The organism is Nonomuraea cypriaca, assembly GCF_015645445.1.
GTDB lineage: Bacteria > Actinomycetota > Actinomycetes > Streptosporangiales > Streptosporangiaceae > Nonomuraea > Nonomuraea cypriaca.
The window spans coordinates 17,273-34,804 of record NZ_JADOGI010000109.1; the positions used below are offsets into that span (position 1 = coordinate 17,273).

The 17,532-nt window shown below is 71.0% G+C and carries 14 protein-coding genes; 8 read left to right on the forward strand and 6 right to left on the reverse strand.

All coding sequences use genetic code 11. The features are described 5' to 3' along the window. Positions 1–51: 51 nt before the first annotated feature. Positions 52–1,005, reverse strand: coding sequence for a LacI family DNA-binding transcriptional regulator (locus ITP53_RS30785; protein ID WP_195898961.1), 954 nt, complete (start codon positions 1,003–1,005; stop codon positions 52–54). Between the two features lie 193 nt (positions 1,006–1,198). Between ITP53_RS30785 and ITP53_RS30790 the strand changes: the two genes are divergently transcribed. From ITP53_RS30790 to ITP53_RS30805, 4 genes are read left to right on the forward strand one after another with little or no spacing between them, the layout of a single operon-like run. After that, entirely contained in the window at positions 1,199–2,098 is a 900-nt protein-coding gene (locus tag ITP53_RS30790; RefSeq protein WP_195898962.1) for an NAD-dependent epimerase/dehydratase family protein, read from the forward strand. Positions 2,099–2,147: 49 nt separating this feature from the next. Further along, a complete protein-coding gene (locus ITP53_RS30795; protein ID WP_195898963.1) occupies positions 2,148–3,200 on the forward strand; it encodes a mandelate racemase/muconate lactonizing enzyme family protein in 1,053 nt (350 codons plus the stop codon). After that, entirely contained in the window at positions 3,200–5,170 is a 1,971-nt protein-coding gene (locus ITP53_RS30800) for a DUF6807 family protein (RefSeq protein ID WP_195898964.1), read from the forward strand. The genes ITP53_RS30795 and ITP53_RS30800 overlap by 1 nt, the downstream gene beginning before the upstream one ends. A 16-nt stretch (positions 5,171–5,186) precedes the next feature. Continuing rightward, positions 5,187–7,136, forward strand: a complete 1,950-nt coding sequence (locus tag ITP53_RS30805; protein ID WP_207756631.1) for a beta-galactosidase — start codon at positions 5,187–5,189, stop codon at positions 7,134–7,136. A 9-nt stretch (positions 7,137–7,145) separates the two neighbouring features. On the opposite strand, the gene ITP53_RS30810 is transcribed toward ITP53_RS30805, so the two are convergent. Genes ITP53_RS30810 through ITP53_RS30825 form a run of 4 tightly spaced genes read right to left on the reverse strand, consistent with a single transcriptional unit; the run spans position 7,146 to position 11,368 of the window. Beyond that, complete coding sequence (locus ITP53_RS30810) at positions 7,146–7,913, reverse strand: amino acid ABC transporter ATP-binding protein (RefSeq protein ID WP_195898965.1); 768 nt, start codon at positions 7,911–7,913, stop codon at positions 7,146–7,148. Beyond that, positions 7,910–8,833 carry an amino acid ABC transporter permease gene (locus ITP53_RS30815; RefSeq protein WP_195898966.1) on the reverse strand — a complete coding sequence of 308 codons (924 nt, stop codon included), beginning with the start codon at positions 8,831–8,833 and terminating at the stop codon, positions 7,910–7,912. Before ITP53_RS30815 ends, ITP53_RS30810 begins: the two co-directional genes overlap by 4 nt. 6 nt (positions 8,834–8,839) lie before the next feature. Then, the gene (locus tag ITP53_RS30820; RefSeq protein WP_195898967.1) at positions 8,840–9,784 is read right to left on the reverse strand and encodes an ABC transporter substrate-binding protein; all 945 of its coding nucleotides are present in this window, start codon (positions 9,782–9,784) and stop codon (positions 8,840–8,842) included. Positions 9,785–9,799: 15 nt separating this feature from the next. After that, positions 9,800–11,368, reverse strand: a complete 1,569-nt coding sequence (locus ITP53_RS30825; RefSeq protein WP_195898968.1) for an amidohydrolase — start codon at positions 11,366–11,368, stop codon at positions 9,800–9,802. A 102-nt stretch (positions 11,369–11,470) separates the two neighbouring features. On the opposite strand from ITP53_RS30825, the gene ITP53_RS30830 reads away from it, so the two are divergent. Beyond that, positions 11,471–12,358 (forward strand): LysR family transcriptional regulator, encoded by an 888-nt coding sequence (locus ITP53_RS30830; RefSeq protein WP_195898969.1) that lies wholly within the window; start codon positions 11,471–11,473, stop codon positions 12,356–12,358. A gap of 9 nt (positions 12,359–12,367) precedes the next feature. Here the strand turns inward: ITP53_RS30830 and ITP53_RS30835 are convergent, their stop codons facing one another. After that, positions 12,368–13,030 carry a TetR family transcriptional regulator gene (locus ITP53_RS30835; RefSeq protein ID WP_195898970.1) on the reverse strand — a complete coding sequence of 221 codons (663 nt, stop codon included), beginning with the start codon at positions 13,028–13,030 and terminating at the stop codon, positions 12,368–12,370. Between the two features lie 105 nt (positions 13,031–13,135). Here ITP53_RS30835 and ITP53_RS30840 point away from each other — a divergent pair, with 105 nt between their 5' ends. The 3 genes from ITP53_RS30840 to ITP53_RS56280 form a co-directional block, all read left to right on the forward strand. Continuing rightward, positions 13,136–14,761: an ABC transporter substrate-binding protein gene (locus ITP53_RS30840; protein ID WP_195898971.1), complete on the forward strand. Its 1,626-nt coding sequence runs from the start codon at positions 13,136–13,138 to the stop codon at positions 14,759–14,761. Further along, on the forward strand, positions 14,758–15,696 hold the full coding sequence (locus ITP53_RS30845; protein WP_195898972.1) for an ABC transporter permease: 939 nt from the start codon (positions 14,758–14,760) through the stop codon (positions 15,694–15,696). Before ITP53_RS30840 ends, ITP53_RS30845 begins: the two co-directional genes overlap by 4 nt. Beyond that, the coding region (locus ITP53_RS56280; protein WP_195898973.1) for a dipeptide/oligopeptide/nickel ABC transporter permease/ATP-binding protein at positions 15,689–17,532 on the forward strand (1,844 nt) is incomplete at its 3' end. The genes ITP53_RS30845 and ITP53_RS56280, both read left to right, overlap by 8 nt.

Genomic DNA, 17,532 nt, shown 5'->3' on the forward strand with positions numbered 1-17,532 from the left:
AGAAGTCAGATCAATTCGCTGCGCGATTAGTACAACCGTTTGCAGCTTGGCCTATCGTGGCGGGGCGGTCGAGTCCCTGATCACCAGCCGCGTCTCCAGCGTGCTCGTCGCGCTCACCTCCTGGATCAGCAGATCCACCGCCAGCCGCCCGGCCGCGGCCGTGGGCATGGCGACCGTGGTGAGCTTCGGTCGGCTCAGACGCCCGGGGACGATGTCGTCGATCCCCACGACGCTGACGTCCCCTGGCACGCTCAGCCCGAGATCGTTGAGGCCCTCGATGAGCCCGATCGCGACGAGATCGTTGTAGGCCAGCACACCGGTCACACCGGAGTCGCGCACCCGGCCGGCCGCCGCGAAGCCGCCCCGCTCGGTGGGCGCGTTGGGGCCGATGGCGACGAGCTCCACCCCCTCCACCTGCTCGGCGCTCGTACGGATCTCCGCGCTCGTCCACGAGCCCGCGGGTCCCGACACCAGTGCCACGCGGCGGTGCCCGAGCCCGGCCAGGTGCTCGACCGCCAGCCTGGCGCCGTGGCCGACGTCCATCAGGACCGTGGCAGCCCCGCGCAGCCGCCGGTTGATCACCACGAACGGCACCCGCTCGGCCAGCCGTTCGAGTGCCTTGTTGGAGGAGCGCGGGCTGCACAGCACCACGCCGTCCACCTGCTTGGAGAACGCCTGCACCAGTTCCTCCTCGGCGGCCGCCTCCTCGTCGGTGTCGGCCACGAACAGGTGGTAGTCACGCTGCCGCGCGGCGGCGTGGGCGGCCTTGATCAACGGCGGGAAGAACGGGTTGGCGATGTCGGCCACGATCAGCCCGAGGTTGTGGGTCCGGCCGGTCGTGAGCGCCCTGGCCGCGCGGTTGGGGCGGTAGCCCAGCTCCTCGGCGACCGTCAGCACCCTCGTGCGGGTGACGGCGTTCACCATGTGCGGCGCGGAGAACGTCCGCGAGACAGTCGATACATGCACACCGGAGGCCCGCGCCACATCACGAATCGTCACAGTCACAGTCGCACACCCTAACGCAACCGCTTGCAGAACCCTTGACGGCCCTGAAAGCGCTTGCCGCACCACCCCCGCCGCCAGACCGGGCGGGAATGCCCAGCTAGCGAGAGGGGGACGAAATCAACCCTTGACGCCTTACCCTCACTGACACAAAGGTTTAGTGCAACTGTTTGCAGTCTTGAAGGAGCCCCCCACGGTGAGCACAGTCCTCGTCACCGGAAGCGCAGGACGCCTCGGCCGCAGCGTGGTCAGCACGCTCGCGGCGGCCGGGCACGAGGTCATCGGCGTGGACAGCGCCCCAGGCACGCCTCCCGAGGCCGCCGTCGCCTTACCCGCCGACCTCACGGACACGGGACAGGCGTTCGAGGTCATGGCCAGGTTCAGACCGGAGTCCGTGATCCATCTGGCCGCGATCGCGACCCCCTTCAGCTTCCCAGAATCGACGATCTTCAAGGTCAACACCCAGCTGGCGTTCAACGTGTGCGAGGCGTCCGTGGCGCTCGGCGTGGGGAGCGTGGTGGTGGCCAGCAGCCCCACGGTGATGGGGTACGGCGCGCCCGGCGGGTGGGCGCCGGCGTACCTGCCGATCGACGAGGAGCACCCGGTACGGCCGTGGAACGCGTACAACCTGTCCAAGGTGGCGGCCGAGGAGACGATGAAGACGTTCGCGCGGGCGGGCACCACGAAGCTGGCCGCGGTGCGGCCGTGCTTCGTCATCCCGCCCGAGGAGTGGGCGGGCGCGCCCACGCAGTCCGGGCACACGCTGAAGGAGCGGCTGGACCGGCCTGAGCTGGCCGGCGTCTCGCTGTTCAACTACATCGACGCCCGTGACGCGTCCGAGATGATCACGGTGCTGGTCGAGGCGCTGCCCGAGCTGCCGAACGGCGAGGTGTTCTTCGCCGGCGCGGCCGACGCGCTGGCCAGGAAGCCGCTCTCCGACCTGCTCCCCCAGGTCGTGCCTGGCACGGAGGCGCTCGCGGCGGGCCTCACCGGCACCGCCCCCGCGTTCTCGACCGCCAAGGCGGAGCGGCTGCTCGGCTGGCAGGCCAAGCGGAGCTGGCGTAGCGAACTTCTCGAAGCGAAGGAAGCCGATTGAAGCCACGTGGGCATCGTGAGGCACTGTTCAAGACCGGGCTGGAGCTGAAATGACCGTCGCGGACCTGCGTACCGAGTTGCGTACGGTAGCGCTGCCTCGGCCCTGGGGCGCGGATGTGCCGGCCAACCACGTGATCGTCACTCACGTCACGCTCAAGGACGGGCGTGCGGGGACGGGGTTCTCGTGGACGCCGCAGATCGGCGCGCGGGCCGTACAGGCGCTGCTCGACCATGATCTGCGGGAGGCGCTGATCGGGCTGCCCGCGCATCCCGAGGTGGTGTGGGACCGGCTGTGGCGGCACCTGCGCGAGGCCGGTCCCGGTGGGATCACCACGATCGCGCTGGCCGGGATCGACCTGGCGCTGTGGGACCTGCGCTGCGGCGAGGTCGGCCTGGCCGACGTGCTGGGGCGGCGGCGCGACGAGGTCCCGGTCTACGGCAGCGGCGTCAACCTGCACTACCCGCTGGACGAGCTGGTCGCGCAGGCCCGCCGCTGGGTGGCGGCGGGATACCGGGGCGTCAAGATCAAGGTGGGCCGCCCCGACCTGGCCGAGGACGTGGCGCGGGTGGCGGCCGTACGCGAGGTGATCGGGCCGGACCGGTTGCTGATGATCGACGCGAACCAGCGGTGGGACCTGCACCGGGCCAGGCGGGCGATCGCGGCGCTGCGGGAGTTCGGGCTGCACTGGATCGAGGAGCCGCTGCCAGCCGACGACGTGGCCGGGCACGTGGAGCTGCGCCGCTCCATCGACGTGCCGGTCGCGGTCGGCGAGAACGTCTACACCACCTACGGCTTCCGCGACCTGCTGACGGCCGGCGCCTGCGACGTCGTCCAGCCGAACGTGGTACGGGTCGGCGGCATCACGCCGTTCCTCCGGATCGTGGAGCTGGCCAGGACGTACGACGTGCCGGTGTACCCGCACCTGCTGAGCGAGATGTCCGGGCAGCTCGCGCTGGCCCTGCCGCTGCCGGTCATGGCGGAGGACGTGGAGGACGCGTCGTTCGCCAGGCTGGGGCTGCTGGCGGAGCCGTACCCGGTGGAGATCTCGGGTGGCGTGCTGCGCGCGGGCGAGCACGCCGGGCTCGGGCTGAGGTGGTCATGATGACGCCGGTCAGGGTCGCACCGACCGAAGTGACGGCGCCGGTGAAGGTTGTGCTGGCCGGGGCGCAGGGGCACGGGCGGCATCATCTGGGCAACCTGCGCAGGCTGGCGAATCTCGGGATGGTCGAGCTGGCCGGGATCTGCGACCTGCGGCCGGTGGAGGTCGAGTTCGGCTCGCCGGTGCAGTCGCCTGACCTCGGCGAGCTGATCGAGAAGACCGGCGCGGAGATCGCGATCATCTGCACGCCCATCCACACGCACGCCGACCTGGCGGTGACCGCACTGCGCGCCGGCGCCCACCTGCTGCTGGAGAAGCCGCCCGCGGCCGGTCCCGAGGCGCACCGGCGGATCGCCGCCGCGGTCGCGGAGAGCGGGCTGGCCTGCCAGGTCGGGTTCCAGTCGCTCGGCTCGGCGGCGGTGCCCGCGCTGCGCGAGCTGATCGCGGACGGCGTGATCGGCCGGGTACGCGGCATCGGCGGCGCGGGCGCCTGGGAGCGGCCCTCGGCCTACTTCACCCGCGCCGCCTGGTCGGGCCGGCGCCGCCTGGACGGCGTGGACGTGGTGGACGGCGCGCTGACGAACCCGTTCGCGCACGCCGTGGCGACCGCGCTGGCGCTGGCCGGCGGCGAGATCGCGGAGATCGAGACCGAGCTCTACCGGGCCCACCCGATCGAGTCGGACGACACGTCGTGCCTGCGGATCCGGATGGACGACGGCCTGGTGATCACGATCGCGGTGACGTTGTGCGCGCCCGAGCGGCACGAGCCGTACCTGGTCGTGCACGGCGACGCGGGCCGGGCCACGCTGGTCTACACCCAGGACCAGGTCAAGGTGGAGCACGCGGACGGCTCGGTCACCACCACCGTCCACGACCGCACCGACCTGCTGGAGAACCTCATCGGCCACCTCCGCACGGGCGCGGACCTGCTGGTGCCGCTGTCCGCGACCGAGGGGTTCACCCAGGTGCTCGACGCCGTGCGGCTGGCGCCGGATCCGCTGCCCATCCAGGAGCGGCACCAGATCGTCGAGCGGGACGACTCCGGCGCGGTCACGCACCGGTTCCTGCCGGGGGTCGCCGCGCTGACCGAACGCAGCGCGGCCGAGCTGGCGCTCTATTCGGAGCTGGGCGTGCCGTGGACCCAGGTGGAGCTGCGGGCCGCGGGGACGGCGGTGGCGTCGTACGAGTTCCGGCCTGATCTGCCCGTCACCGACGCGCCGCGGCCCTACCTGCACCCGGTGCGCACGCTCGGCGGCGTCGAGGTCACCGAGCTGCGGCCGGACGACCACGTACACCATCTCGGGGCCGGCGTGGCGATCTCCGACCTGGGCGGCGCGAACTTCTGGGGCGGCCGCACCTACGTCAGGGACCAGGGCCCCGCCTGGCTCGACGACCACGGCAGCCAGCGGCACGTGGCCTTCTCGCGGCTCGGCGACGACGGCTTCGTGGAGCACCTGGAGTGGATCGGGCCGGCGGGCGTGCTGATGGCGCGCGAGGAGCGGACGGTCGCCGCCGTGCCGCTGGGTGACGCCTGGGCGCTGGACTTCACGTTCACGCTCACCAACCTCACCGGCGCGCCGGTGGAGATCAACAGCTCGGCCACCAAGGGCCGGGCGGGCGCGGGGTACGGCGGCTTCTTCTGGCGCGCGCCCGGCACCTCCACCGCCCGCGTCACCCTCCCCGGGGACGAGCGGGCCGTGCACGGCAGCCGCGGCCCATGGGTCGCCATGTCCGGCGCCACGCCGGACGGGCGGGACTGGACGCTGGTGTTCGTCCAGACGGCCGGGGACCCGTGGTTCGTGCGGGTGGCGGAGTATCCGGGGGTGGGGCAGGCGCTGGCGTGGGACCGGCCGCTGGTCGTCGAGAGCACCCTGACCAGGCGTATCGTCACGGCGGTCGCGGATGGGAGGCTGAGCCAGAGTGCGGTGTCCGCTTTAGCGGCCAACGTGAGACTCTATTGCGATAAATCGTAAAATAGTAGGAGCTGCGTTGATCGTCTACGGCGGCGACTGGAATCCGGAGCAGTGGCCTGAGGAGACCTGGCCCGAGGACGTCCGGCTGATGCGCGAGGCCGGCGTGAACCACGTCAGCCTCGGCATCTTCTCCTGGTCACTCCTCGAACCCACCGAGGGCAAGTACGACTTCGGCCGGCTCGACCGCATCATGGACCTGCTGGCCGAGGGTGGGATCAAGACCTACCTGTCCACGCCGACCGCCTCCCCGCCGCCGTGGTTCGCGCACTCCTACCCGGAGGCGCTGCCCGTCGACGCCGAAGGGCGCAGGCTGTGGCACGGCAGCCGCCAGGCGTTCTGCCCCAGCTCACCCGTCTACCTGGACAAGGCGCTCGGCATCGCCGAGCAGCTCGGACACCGCTACCACGACCACCCGGCCCTGGCGATGTGGCACATCCACAACGAGTACGGCTGCCACAACTCCCGCTGCTACTGCGACACCTCCGCCGCCGCCTTCCGCACCTGGCTGACCGCGCGCTACGGCACGCTGGACGCGCTCAACGACGCCTGGGGCACCGCGTTCTGGTCCCAGCGTTACAGCGACTGGGAGCAGATCCTGCCGCCCAGGATCACCCCCAGCTTCACCCACCCGGGCCAGCAGCTCGACTTCCACCGTTTCAGCTCGGACGCGCTGCTGGACCTCTACCGCGCGGAACGCGACCTGCTGCGCGGGCTTGCCCCCGGCGTGCCCGCGACCACGAACTTCATGGCCGGCTTCCACTGGGACATGGACTACTGGTCGTTCGCCGAGGAGGTGGACGTGGTCTCCACCGACCAGTACCTCATCGGCGAGGACCCGCACATCGACCTGGCCTTCGCCGCCGACCTGACCCGCTCGTTCAGGCGGGACCGGCCCTGGCTGCTGATGGAGCACTCCACCAGCGCGGTCAACTGGCAGGACCACAACCGCGCCAAGCGGCCCGGCGAGATGCACCGCAACTCCGTGCAGCACCTGGCCAGGGGCGCGGACGCGATCATGTTCTTCCAGTGGCGGCAGTCGAAGGCCGGCGCCGAGAAGTGGCACTCGGCGATGGTGCCCCACGCGGGCACAGACACCAAGATCTGGCGCGAGGTCGTCGCGCTCGGCGGCCTGCTCGACGACGCGGCCGACGTGGCGGGCCGCACGGTCGAGGCGGACGTGGCGATCCTGCTGGACTGGCCGAGCCTCTGGGCCCAGGACCACCCGGCCCAGCCCACGAGCAGGCTGAAGCCGGTCGAGGAGATCAAGCGCTGGCACGCGGGGCTGTGGCGGCTGGGCGTCACCTGCGACCTGGCCCACCCGGAGGGCGACCTGTCCGGCTACCGCCTGGTCCTGGTGCCCTCCCTCTACCTGGTCACCGACGCGGGCGCGGCGAACCTCGAACGCTTCGTCGCGGGCGGCGGGGTCGCGCTTGTGGGGCCGTACAGCGGGATCGTGGACGAGCACGACAAGGTCCGGCTGGGCGGCTACCCCGGCGCCTGGCGCGACCTGCTCGGGGTCACGGTCGAGGAGTTCTTCCCGCTGGCGGCGGGCGAGACGGTCACGCTGGCCGGCGGCGGCACCGGCGCGGTGTGGAGCGAGGTCGCCCACCCCGCCACGGCCTCCGTCCTGGACGTCTACGCCACCGGCGAGCCCGCGTGGACCCGCAACCGGTGGTCGGAGGGCGCCGCGCACTACCTCACGACGCTGCCCACGGGTGCGGGCCTCACGCGGGTGCTGTCGGCGGTCTGCGCCGAGGCGGGCGTGCCTGCTTCGGCCACGCCGGGGGTCGAGCTGGTACGCCGCTCCCACCCCAACGGCCGCTCCTACCTGTTCGCGATCAACCACACGGAGACCGACGCGGTCGTCGAGGCGACAGGCACCGCCCTTGACGGCACCCGGGCCGACGGCCGGCTCACGGTCCCGGCCGGCGCCGTCCGCATCGTCCGCGAAACGCCCCTCGGGTGAACCCCGCCCTCAGAGGACGCTGGAGAGAAAGGCCCTGGTACGGGGCTGCTTGCAGTCGGCGATGAGTTCGGCGGGGGCGCCCCGCTCGACGACCACGCCCTCGTCGAAGAAGGTCAGCGTGTCGCCGACCTCGCGGGCGAAGCCGATCTCGTGGGTCACCACGACCATGGTCATGCCGTCGAGTGCGAGCTTCTTCATCACCTCGAGCACCTCGTCGACGAGCTCGGGGTCGAGCGCGGAGGTCGGCTCGTCGAAGAGCATGAGCGTGGGGTTCATGGCCAGCGCCCTGGCGATCGCGACCCGCTGCTGCTGCCCGCCGGAGAGCTGGTGGGGGCGCTTGTGGGCGTGCTCGGCCAGCCCCACCTGGGCCAGGTGCTCCACGGCCAGCTCGCGGGCCTTGTCAGCGGGCATCCCGGCGACGTGGATCGGCGCGCAGGCGACGTTCTCCAGCGCGGTCTGGTGGGCGAACAGGTTGAACCGCTGGAACACCATGCCGATCCGCATCCTGAAGGTCGCGAACCGCTTGGGCGACCAGAGACGGTATTTCCCGTCGCGCAGCGTGTAGCCGACCTCCTCCCCCAGGACCCGCAGGCTGCCGCCGAGCACCGGCTCCAGGCCGTTCACGCAGCGCAGGAACGTGGACTTGCCCGACCCCGACGGCCCGATGATGCAGCTCACCTCGCCGGGCGCGACGCTGAAGTCCACGCCGTGGAGCACCTGGGTGTCGCCGTAGCTCATGCGGACGCCACGGGCCGCCACGACAGGTTCGGCGTTCATCGGGTCACCTCCGGTCTCGGCTGGCGGGGCAGCACCCGGGCGGCCAGCCCGCCGCCGCGGACCAGTCGTACGGCGTCGGAGCCGAACCGCCTTTCCAGCCTGCCCTGCAGGAACGTGGCGATGGCGGTCATGAGCATGTACCACAGGCTCGCGACGATGAGCAGTTCCATGATCAGGTTGTTGGCCTTGTAGATCTGGCTGGCGTTGGTCATCAGGTCGTGCCCGGCGACGACGTACACCAGCGAGGTGGTCTTCAGCATCGAGATGAACTCGTTGCCGGTGGGCGGGATGATGATCCGCAGCGCCTGCGGGAGCACGATCACGCGCATCCGCTTGCCCGGTGTCATGCCGAGCGCGTACGCGGCCTCGGTCTGGCCCCTGTCCACGGCCTGGATGCCGGCGCGGACGGTCTCGGCGAAGTACGCCGCGAGGTTCAGCCCGAGCCCCAGCATGGCCGAGGTGAAGCCGGTCATCACCTGGTTGGTGTCCCACTTGAGCCCGATCATCGTGAACGGGATCTTCAGGATCAGCTCAGGGAAGAGGAACGCCAGGTTGTACCAGAAGATGAGCTGCACCAGGACGGGCGTGCCGCGGAAGAACCAGATGTAGAGCGTCGCCAGCCACTGGAGCACCGGGTTGTGCGACAACCGCATGACGGCGAGCAGCACGCCGAGCACCAGGCCGAGCACCGTGGCCAGGACCGAGATCTCGATGGTGACCACGATCCCGCTGAGGATGAGCGGGTGGAACAGGTAGTCCCCGACCGCGCCCCAGTCCAGCCGGGGGTTGGCCACGACGAGGGCGACCAGCCAGCCGCACACGGCCAGGGCGGCCAGGCCGGCCAGCCAGCGGCCCCAGTGCCAGGTCCGCGTGACCGGGACGGCCTCACCCGAAGGACCGATGATCGGTTCGGTACGCACGTCCGGCTACTTCCCGTTGATGAGCGCGGACTCGATCGCCAGCTTCTCCAGATCCCACGCCGCGAGGATCTTGCCGTACTCGCCGCTCTGGATGAGCGCGTTCAGCGCGTCGCGGACGGCCTCGATCAACTCCTTGCCGTCCGGGTGCAGCGCGATGCCCCACAGCGCCTCGGTGCCGTCGATGGCCAGCGCCTCCACCTGCGTCTTCGGGTCGGCGGCCTTGTAGGCGGCGACCACGTAGTCGGTGATGTTGGCCTGCGCGCGCCCATTGCTGACCTGGAGCAGCGCCTCCTGGTCGCCGGCGAACTTGAGGATGTCGAGTCCCTTCTCGCCGTTCTTCTCGCATGCGGCGTGGGTGTCCTCGGCCAGCGCGAGCGACGAGCCGTTGTCGACCACGGAGACCGTCTTTCCGCACAGGTCGGCGGGGGTCTTGATGCCTTCGGGGTTGCCCTTCGCGACCAGCATCCCGGCGCCCGCGTTGACGTAGTCGACGAAGGTGACCTTCGTCCGCCGTTCCGGGGTGTCCGAGACCGACGACATGAGGATGTCGTACCGGCCGGTGATGATGCCGGGGATCTGGGAGTTGAACTCCTCGTCGGTGATGGCCAGCTTGACGCCGAGTTTCCTGGCGATGGCCCGGCCGAGCGACGGGTCGAGCCCGGTCGCGGTCTTCCCGTCCGAGCCGATCATGTTCATCGGCGGGTAGCCGAGCGAGCTGGTCATCTTCAGGCCGCCGGACCTGATGTCGGCGGGCAGCCTGGCGGTCAGCGCGGGGTCGGGCTTGATCGCGTTGATCACCGTGGCGGCCTTGTCGTCGGCGGGCGCCTGGTCGAGCACGGCAGGCTGGGCGCTCTCCCCCGCGTGGGACGGGTCTGCGGTGAGCGACTGCGCGCCGCACGCCGTGCCGGCGAGGGAGGCGAGAAGCAGGGGGATGACGATCCGGATCTTCAAGGTGGAGCGCTCCTTTCAGGATCGTTGCCAGCGGATCTCGCCACCGACGACGGTGGTCAGGACCTTGGTGTGGGGGATGGAGTCGGCATTCGCGGTGAAGGGGTCGGTGTCCACGGCGATGAGGTCGGCGAGCCGTCCGGGGGCGAGCACGCCCTTGCGGCCCTCCTCCCCGGCCGCGTACGCGGAGCCGAGGGTGTGCGCGAGCAGCGCCTCGCCGACGCTGAGCCGCTGCTCGGGCTGCCAGCCGCCGGGCGGCGTGCCGTCCGCCCTGGTACGGGTCACCGCGGCGTGCAGCGCGGCGAACGGGTTGGGGTGTTCGACCGGCGCGTCGGACCCGAAGGCCAGCGGCACGCCGGCGTTCAGCATCGTGCGCCAGGCGTAGGAGGCGAGGTCCTGCCCGGCGAGCAGGGCCGACACCAGGTCCATGTCTGTGGTGCAGTGGACCGGCTGCATGGACGCGACGATGCCGAGCCTGGCCATCCTGGTGATGTCCGCCCTGCGCAGGTGCTGCGCGTGCTCGATGCGGTACCTCAGCCCGGCGGGCCGGCCGGCCTCCTCGTAGGCGTCTATGACCAGCCTGCCTGCCTGGTCGCCGATGGCGTGCGTGGCCACCGCGATCCCGGCGGCCCCGGCGGTGCGGACCAGCTTCACCAGGTCGTCGTACGGCGTGACGGCGATGCCGTGGTTGCCCTCGTCGCCGGCGAACCCCTCGATCATGTGGCAGCTGTGCGAGCCGAGCGCCCCGTCGCTGTACAGCTTCACCGGGCCGGTGCGGAACCAGTCGTCGCCCGCCCCGGTGCGGCGTCCCTCCTCGACTGCGGCCTCCAGGTGCTCGGCCGGGATCGCCTTGTGCACCCGCAGCTTCAGCTCGCCCGCGTCGTGCAGCCGAAGGTAAGCGGCGCGGCAGTCCTCGTCGTCGATGTCGTGCACGCTGGTCAGGCCGAGCGCCAGCAGTTCCTCGTGGGCGGCGCGCAACTCGTCCACCAGGTCGCCCGCGGTCATCAACGCGCGCAGCGGGTAGGAGGCGGACTCGCGTAGGATGCCGGTCGGCTCGCCGTCCTCGTCCCTGACGATCTGGCCGCCCACCGGGTCGGGGGTGGTGCGGTCGACGCCGATCATCCGCAGCGCCTGGGAGTTGGCCCACACGGTGTGGCCGTCCACACTCGGCAGCGCGGCGGGCCGGTCGGGGCACACCGAGTCGAGCGCGTGCCGGTCCGGCTGCACCGGGCGCTCCCACACGTTGCTGTTCCACCGGCCGCCGAAGAGCCAGGCGCCGGGCGAGAGCCGTACGGCGTGCTCGGCGATCGCGGCCAGCGCCTCCTCCAGCGAGCGGGCCAGGCGCAGGTCCACCTGGCTGCGTTCGCGCGCGTACTTGCCGGTGTGGATGTGGGCGTCGTAGAGACCCGGGATGACGGCTTCGCCGGCCAGGTCCACCAGCTCGGCGCCGGCGCCGATCGCGGCGCCTACCTCCGCCTCGGTGCCGGCAGCGACTATCTCCTCGCCGTCCACGGCCAGCGCCTCGGCCCGCGGGCGCTCCGGGTCACCGGTGTGGATCCTGGCGTTCCTGAAGATGCGAATCGTCATACCGGCCTCTCGATCGACGGTGGCAACACTGTAGAACCGCCGCACTACAGTCTGAAGCCTGTCATATGCGACATTTCATACTTCTGAGGTGAAGGAACGCTTATGCTCAAGCCGGAACACCTGAGGACGCTGACCGAGGTGATCCAGCGCGGATCCTTCGCCGCGGCCGCCAACCGGCTCGGGTACACCGCCTCCGCGGTCTCCCAGCAGATGGCCGCCCTGGAGCGGCAGACCGGGGTGCGCCTGTTCCACCGGTCGGCCCGCAGGGTGCTGCCGACCAGCGCGGCCGAGGTGATGGCGCGGCACGCCGCGATCGTCCTGGCCGACATGGACCGGCTGGTCGCCGCCGTGGAGCAGGCGCACAGGAACACCGGGCAGGAGATCCGGCTCGGCGTGTTCCCGAGCTTCGGCCTGAACGTGCTCCCCGGCCTGCTGCGAGCGATGGAGCCGGAGGAGCGCGCGGGGTTCAAGGTGTCGGTGGCCGAGCCGTCGCAGCTCATCCCCAGCCTCGGCGTCGGCGGGGAACTGGACGCGGCGATCGTCTACCAGGTGGGGAACTCCGGCCTGTCCTGGCCGCCCTCGGTGCACCGGCAGTGGATCGCCGAGGACGCCTTCAAGGTCGTGCTGCCCAGGGCCTGGCCCAGCCTCACGCCGTGCGACGTGGAGCAGCTCATGGACCTGCCGTGGATCATGCACCATCCGGCCAGCAGCGACGCCGCCGTCATGGACGAGGTGTTCACCCGCTGGAACCTGCACCCGCGCGTGGTCGGCCACTCCGACGACTTCAGCGCGACGCTGGCGATGGTCGGCGCGTCCCTGGGCGCGGCGCTCCTTCCCGAGCTGGCGCTGCGCGGCTGCCGCGAGGACGTCGTCGTGGCCGACGTCGCCTGGCCGAACGTCAGCCGCAGCATCTTCGCGCTGTACCTCCCCGACCGCGAGACGACCCGGCTGCGCCTGCTGTTCGACGCCCTGATCGACGCCTGCGCCTGACGCCCCCGCCTACTCGCCTTCACCCGGGTGCGCCGGCCCGCCCGGCTTGGTGGATCGTAGGAGCCGCAGCGCGCCGCGCGACAGGGCCACCAGGATGTCGGCGGCCTCGTCCAGGTCGGGGTAGCGGCCCTCCAGGTGGCCCATCGCCAGGGCGTTGGTGGCCGCGTTGATGCCGTCGGCGATCATCTCCAGGCGGCGCCTGTCATGCTCGTTGTCGGCCGTGTAGCCGAGTGCCGCCAGGTCGGCGGCGTGGTGCTCGCGGTAGGCCGCCGCCGTCTCCCTGGCGAACCCGCGCAGCGAGGACGACGGGTCGTGCCGGGCGCGGAGCTGGATGCGCAGCAGCTCGGGGTGGCGGCAGATCGCCTCCAGGGGGATCCGGAACGTGTCGCGGTGGCGTTCGAGGTCGTCGGGCGCCTCGCGGGCCTTGCGCCGTGCCTCGCGCATCGACCGGCGCAGCCGCTCGCCGCCCTCTTCCGCCAGCACGCGCAGCAGCGCCTGGCGGTCCTTGAAGTGCACGTAGAAGCTCGACTGCGCGATGCCGGCGGCCTTGGCGACCCGGACGGTGGTCAGCCCGGCCTCGCCCTCCTCGTCGAGGATCGCCAGCGCCGCGCGGATGAGCTTGCGCCTGGTCAAGTCCTTCGCCTCGCTCCTGGTGAGCGGCGTGCTCGTCATGTGCTGCCTCCCAGTAACGATTGCCTCGGGGGACTTGTGCGTAATTTCACCGATAGTACTATCGGTGAAATTGCTCTCGGGGGGACGATCCGGGAGGAGGCGTGAATGAAACGCTGGAGATTGCCGGTCACGCTGGTGCTGGTCTCGGCGGTGATGTTGGCGTGCAGCGGCCAGCGCCCTGTCGCCACTCCCGAGGGCGGCGCGCCGGGGGACGCGTCGAGCCCCGTCCAGGGCGGGCGCCTGGTCTACGGGCTCAGCGCCGACGGAAACGGGTTCAATCCGGTCACCGACCAGTTCGCGGTGCAGAGCTACAGCATGACAACCCCGATCATCGAACCGCTGGTGAGCGTGGACGCCAACGGCGATTGGCAGCCGTACCTCGCCGAATCGGTCACCCCTAATGAGAAGTACGACGAGTGGGCAATCAAGGTCAGGTCGGGCATCTCCTTCTCCGACGGCACCTCACTGACCGGTGAGATCGTCAAGAGCAACCTGGAGGCGCACAAGGCCTCACCGCTCCACGCGGTGGCGCTCGCGCCGGTGACCTCGATCGAGCTGACCGACCCGATGACCGTGACGGTCAAGCTCAACCAGCCCTGGGTCGCCTTCCCCTACCACCTGTCCCTACAACCCGGCATGATCATCCCGCCGTCCTCGCTGACCGACCTCAAGGCGGCCAGCTCCAAGCCGGTGGGCACCGGACCGTTCATCTTCAAGGAGTACGTGCCGGACAGCCGCATGGTCGTCACCCGCAACCCGAAGTACTGGCGGCAGGGCCTGCCGTATCTTGACGAGATCGAGTTCCGTATCCTCCCCGACAGCCAGACCCGGGCCCAGACCCTCGAATCCGGCGCCATCGACGCGATGGGCACCAACCGCGACGAGGACGTGACCAAGTACGGCGCCCAGCAGGACGCCTACGCCGTGTACCGGGCGCAGGGCATGTCGGTGGCCGAGTACGTGTTCCTGCTCAACACCGCCGCTCCCCCACTCGACGACATCCGGGTCCGCAGGGCGCTCGCGCACGCGCTGGACCGCGAGACCATCATCAAGACCCTGCGCGGCGGCCTCACCGAGCCGGCCGACGGGCCGTGGTCGAAGGACTCCGAGTGGTACGTCGCGGGCGGCTACCCGGAGTTCGACGTGGCCAAGGCCACCGCCCTCGTCCAGGAGGTGGAGGCGGCCAAGGGCCCCATCCGCTTCGAGGCGATCTCCACCCCTGACCCCAACACCATGCAGCTCGTCGAGCTGTGCCAGGACATGTGGCGCAAGGCCGGCATCGAGGTGACCATCAGGCAGGCCGACCAGGCCGACCTGATCAACCGGGCGCTCACCGGGGACTTCGGCGCCACCGTCTGGACGTCGTACTCCTCCGCCGACCCCGACGGTGAGTACAACGGCTGGCACCAGGCGTTCGTCCGGCCCATCGGCGAGATCTCACTCAACGCCACCAGGATCAAGGACAAGCAGCTCAGCGACGCCCTGGACGCCGGGCGGGTCACCCCGGACGAGGCTTTGCGCAAGAAGGCGTACGCCACCGTGCAGCAGCGGCTGCGCGACCAGATGCCGGTCCTGTTCATCGACCACCTGAACACCGGAGCCGTCATCGCCAAGACCAAGGTGCGCGGCATCGGCCAGAACACGCTGCCCGACGGCCAGAAGGGACGGCCACTGACCGGCGCGCCGATCCCGTACCACCCGTTCGTGCAGATCTGGGTCAGCGAAAGATGATCATCGCCCGTCGGCTGGTCCGGCTCGTGGTGGTGCTGCTCGTGGTGACCTTCCTGTCGTACGCCCTGCTCAACCTGTTGCCCGGCGACCCGGTCACGCAGATCCTGGGCATGTCGGCGACCGAGGAGTCACGCGCGCAGCTCCGCCAGCAGCTGGGGCTGGACCAGCCCCTCATCGTGCGCTACCTCGACTGGCTCGGCGGGCTCGCCACCGGCGACTTCGGCGAGTCCTACATCACCCGGATGTCCGTCGCGACCGAACTGGCCGAGCGGCTGCCCGTCACCCTGGAGCTGGTGATCGCCGCGCAGATCATCGCGCTCGGCCTGGCGATCCCGCTCGGCGTGGCCGCCGCCCGCCGCGCCGGCCGCGCCCTGGACCAGGCGCTGACCACGCTCAGCTTCGCGCTGCTGTCCACGCCGGTCTTCGTGCTCGGCGTGCTGCTGATCCTCATCTTCGCGGTCACCTGGCAGGTCGTGCCCGCGACCGGCTGGACGCCCATCTCGCTCGACCTGGGCTGGAACCTCACCTCCGTGATCCTGCCCGCGGTCACGCTCGGCTGCGGGCAGCTCGCGGTGTACGCGCGGCTGCTGCGTACCGACCTGATCGCCACCCTCCAGGAGGACTACATCACGCTGGCGCGCGCCCGCGGGCTGTCGCCGCGCCGCATCCTGTGGCGGCACGCGCTCCGGCCGTCCACCATCAGCCTGATCACGGCCATCGGCCTCAACCTGGGCGCGCTCATCGGCGGCGCGGTGATCATCGAAACCCTCTTCGGCCTGCCCGGCATCGGGCGGCTCATCGTCGACTCCATCTTTTCCCGCGACTACCTGACGGTGCAGGGAGGCGTTGTGCTGATCTCCGTCGGCTACGTGGTGGTCAACTTCGTGGTGGATCTCGTCTACGCCGCCGTCGACCCGAGGATCCGTCGTGCATAGGCGTCTGGGGCTCGCCTTCTGGCTCGCGGCCGGCTGGATCGGGCTGGTGCTCCTGGCCGCGCTCCTGGCCGACGTGCTGCCCATCGCCCGCTACGACGAGACGCTGGTGGGCCCGCCCCAGTCCGGGCCGAGCGCCGCGCACCCCTTCGGCACCGACGGCCTCGGCCGCGACGTGCTCAGCCGGGTCGTCCACGGGGCCCGCGTCTCGATGGGCGTGGGCATCGGCGCCGTGCTGCTCGGCCTCGGCATCGGCGCGCCGCTCGGCATCCTCGCCGGATACCGGCGCCGGGCGGCGGACGCGGTCATCATGGCGGTCAACGACGTCGCGCTGGCGTTCCCCGCGCTGGTCTTCGCGCTGGCCGTGGTCGCCTTCGCCGGGGCGAGCCTGCGCAACGTGCTGATCGTCCTCGGCGTGCTCGGCGTGCCCGCCTGGGTCCGGCTCATCCGCGGCGCCACCCTCACCTACGCGGAACGCGAGTTCGTGCTGGCCGCGCGCGTCCTCGGCACCCGCGACCGGCGGATCCTGTGGCGGGAGATCGTGCCGAACGTGGCCGTGCCCGCGGCGTCGTACGCGTTCATCGGGATGGCCGTGGTCGTGGTCGCCGAGGGCAGCCTCGCCTTCCTCGGCCTGTCCGTCCAGGCCCCCACGCCCACCTGGGGCGGGCTGATCAACGAGGGCCGCACGCTCATGGAGACCGCGCCGCACGTGGTGCTGGCGCCTTCGCTGGTGATGTTCCTGACGGTGCTGTCGTTCAATCTGGTCGGCGATCGGCTGCGGTCCCTGACGGACGTGCGCGAGAGCGGCCTGGAGCCGATACGCCAGGCGGCCGCCGCCTCCCTGCCCGCCGAGCCGCACCAGGTCGGCGACTCCCTCCTCCAGGTCGAGGACCTGCGTACGCACTTCGTCACGCCGCGCGGCGTGGTCAAGGCCGTCGACGGGGTCTCCTTCACCCTCGAACGCGGCAAGACGCTGGCCATCGTCGGCGAGTCGGGGTCCGGCAAGTCCATGCTCATCCGATCCATCCTGGGCCTGCTCCCCGGCACCTCGGTCCGTGGCGGCAACGTCTACCTCTCGGGTGAGGACCTGACCACCTACACCCCCGCGGAGATGCGCTCCATCCTGGGGCCGCGCCTCGGCACCGTGTTCCAGGACCCGATGACCGCCCTGAACCCGGTCAGGACGATCGGCACGCAGGTGATGGAGCCGTTGCGGGTGCACCTCGGGATGGGGCGCAGGCAGGCGCGGGCCGAGGCCGTGCGCCTGCTGGCCTCGGTCGGCATCCCCGATCCCGTACGCATGCTGCGCCGGTACCCGCACCAGTTGTCGGGCGGGATGCGGCAGCGGGTGACGATCGCGATGGCGTTGTCGTGCGGGCCCGACGTGCTGTTCGCCGACGAGCCCACGACCGCGCTCGACGTGACCATCCAGGACCAGGTGCTGCGGCTGCTGCACCGGTTGCGGGAGGAACGGGACATGGCTGTGGTCCTCGTCAGCCACGACCTCTCCGTGGTGGCCCGGTGGGCCGACGAGGTGATCGTCATGTACGCCGGGAAGGTGGTGGAGCAGGGGCCCGCCGGTGAGGTGTTCGCGCGGGCGCGGATGCCGTACACGGAGGCTCTGCTGCAGGCGGCGCCTCGCCTGACGGATCCCGTACACCATCGGCTGCGGGTCATCCCCGGGCGGCCGCCCGACCTGGTGGATCTGCCAGGGGGGTGCGCGTTCCAGCCGCGGTGCCCTTACGCGCAGGAGCGATGCGCGCGCGAGGCGCCACCCCTCTTCCATGACGGCCACCGCTACGCCTGCTGGTACCCACGGGACACCTCCTCCCCCACCAC

Coding starts and splice junctions, on each gene's coding strand:
- ITP53_RS30795 (WP_195898963.1), top strand. CDS start 2,148: ATGACCGTCGCGGACCTGCGTACCGAGTTGCGTACGGTAGCGCTGCCT.
- ITP53_RS30800 (WP_195898964.1), top strand. CDS start 3,200: ATGACGCCGGTCAGGGTCGCACCGACCGAAGTGACGGCGCCGGTGAAG.
- ITP53_RS30810 (WP_195898965.1), bottom strand. CDS start 7,913: ATGAACGCCGAACCTGTCGTGGCGGCCCGTGGCGTCCGCATGAGCTAC.
- ITP53_RS30825 (WP_195898968.1), bottom strand. CDS start 11,368: ATGACGATTCGCATCTTCAGGAACGCCAGGATCCACACCGGTGACCCG.
- ITP53_RS30830 (WP_195898969.1), top strand. CDS start 11,471: ATGCTCAAGCCGGAACACCTGAGGACGCTGACCGAGGTGATCCAGCGC.
- ITP53_RS30835 (WP_195898970.1), bottom strand. CDS start 13,030: ATGACGAGCACGCCGCTCACCAGGAGCGAGGCGAAGGACTTGACCAGG.
- ITP53_RS30840 (WP_195898971.1), top strand. CDS start 13,136: ATGAAACGCTGGAGATTGCCGGTCACGCTGGTGCTGGTCTCGGCGGTG.
- ITP53_RS30845 (WP_195898972.1), top strand. CDS start 14,758: ATGATCATCGCCCGTCGGCTGGTCCGGCTCGTGGTGGTGCTGCTCGTG.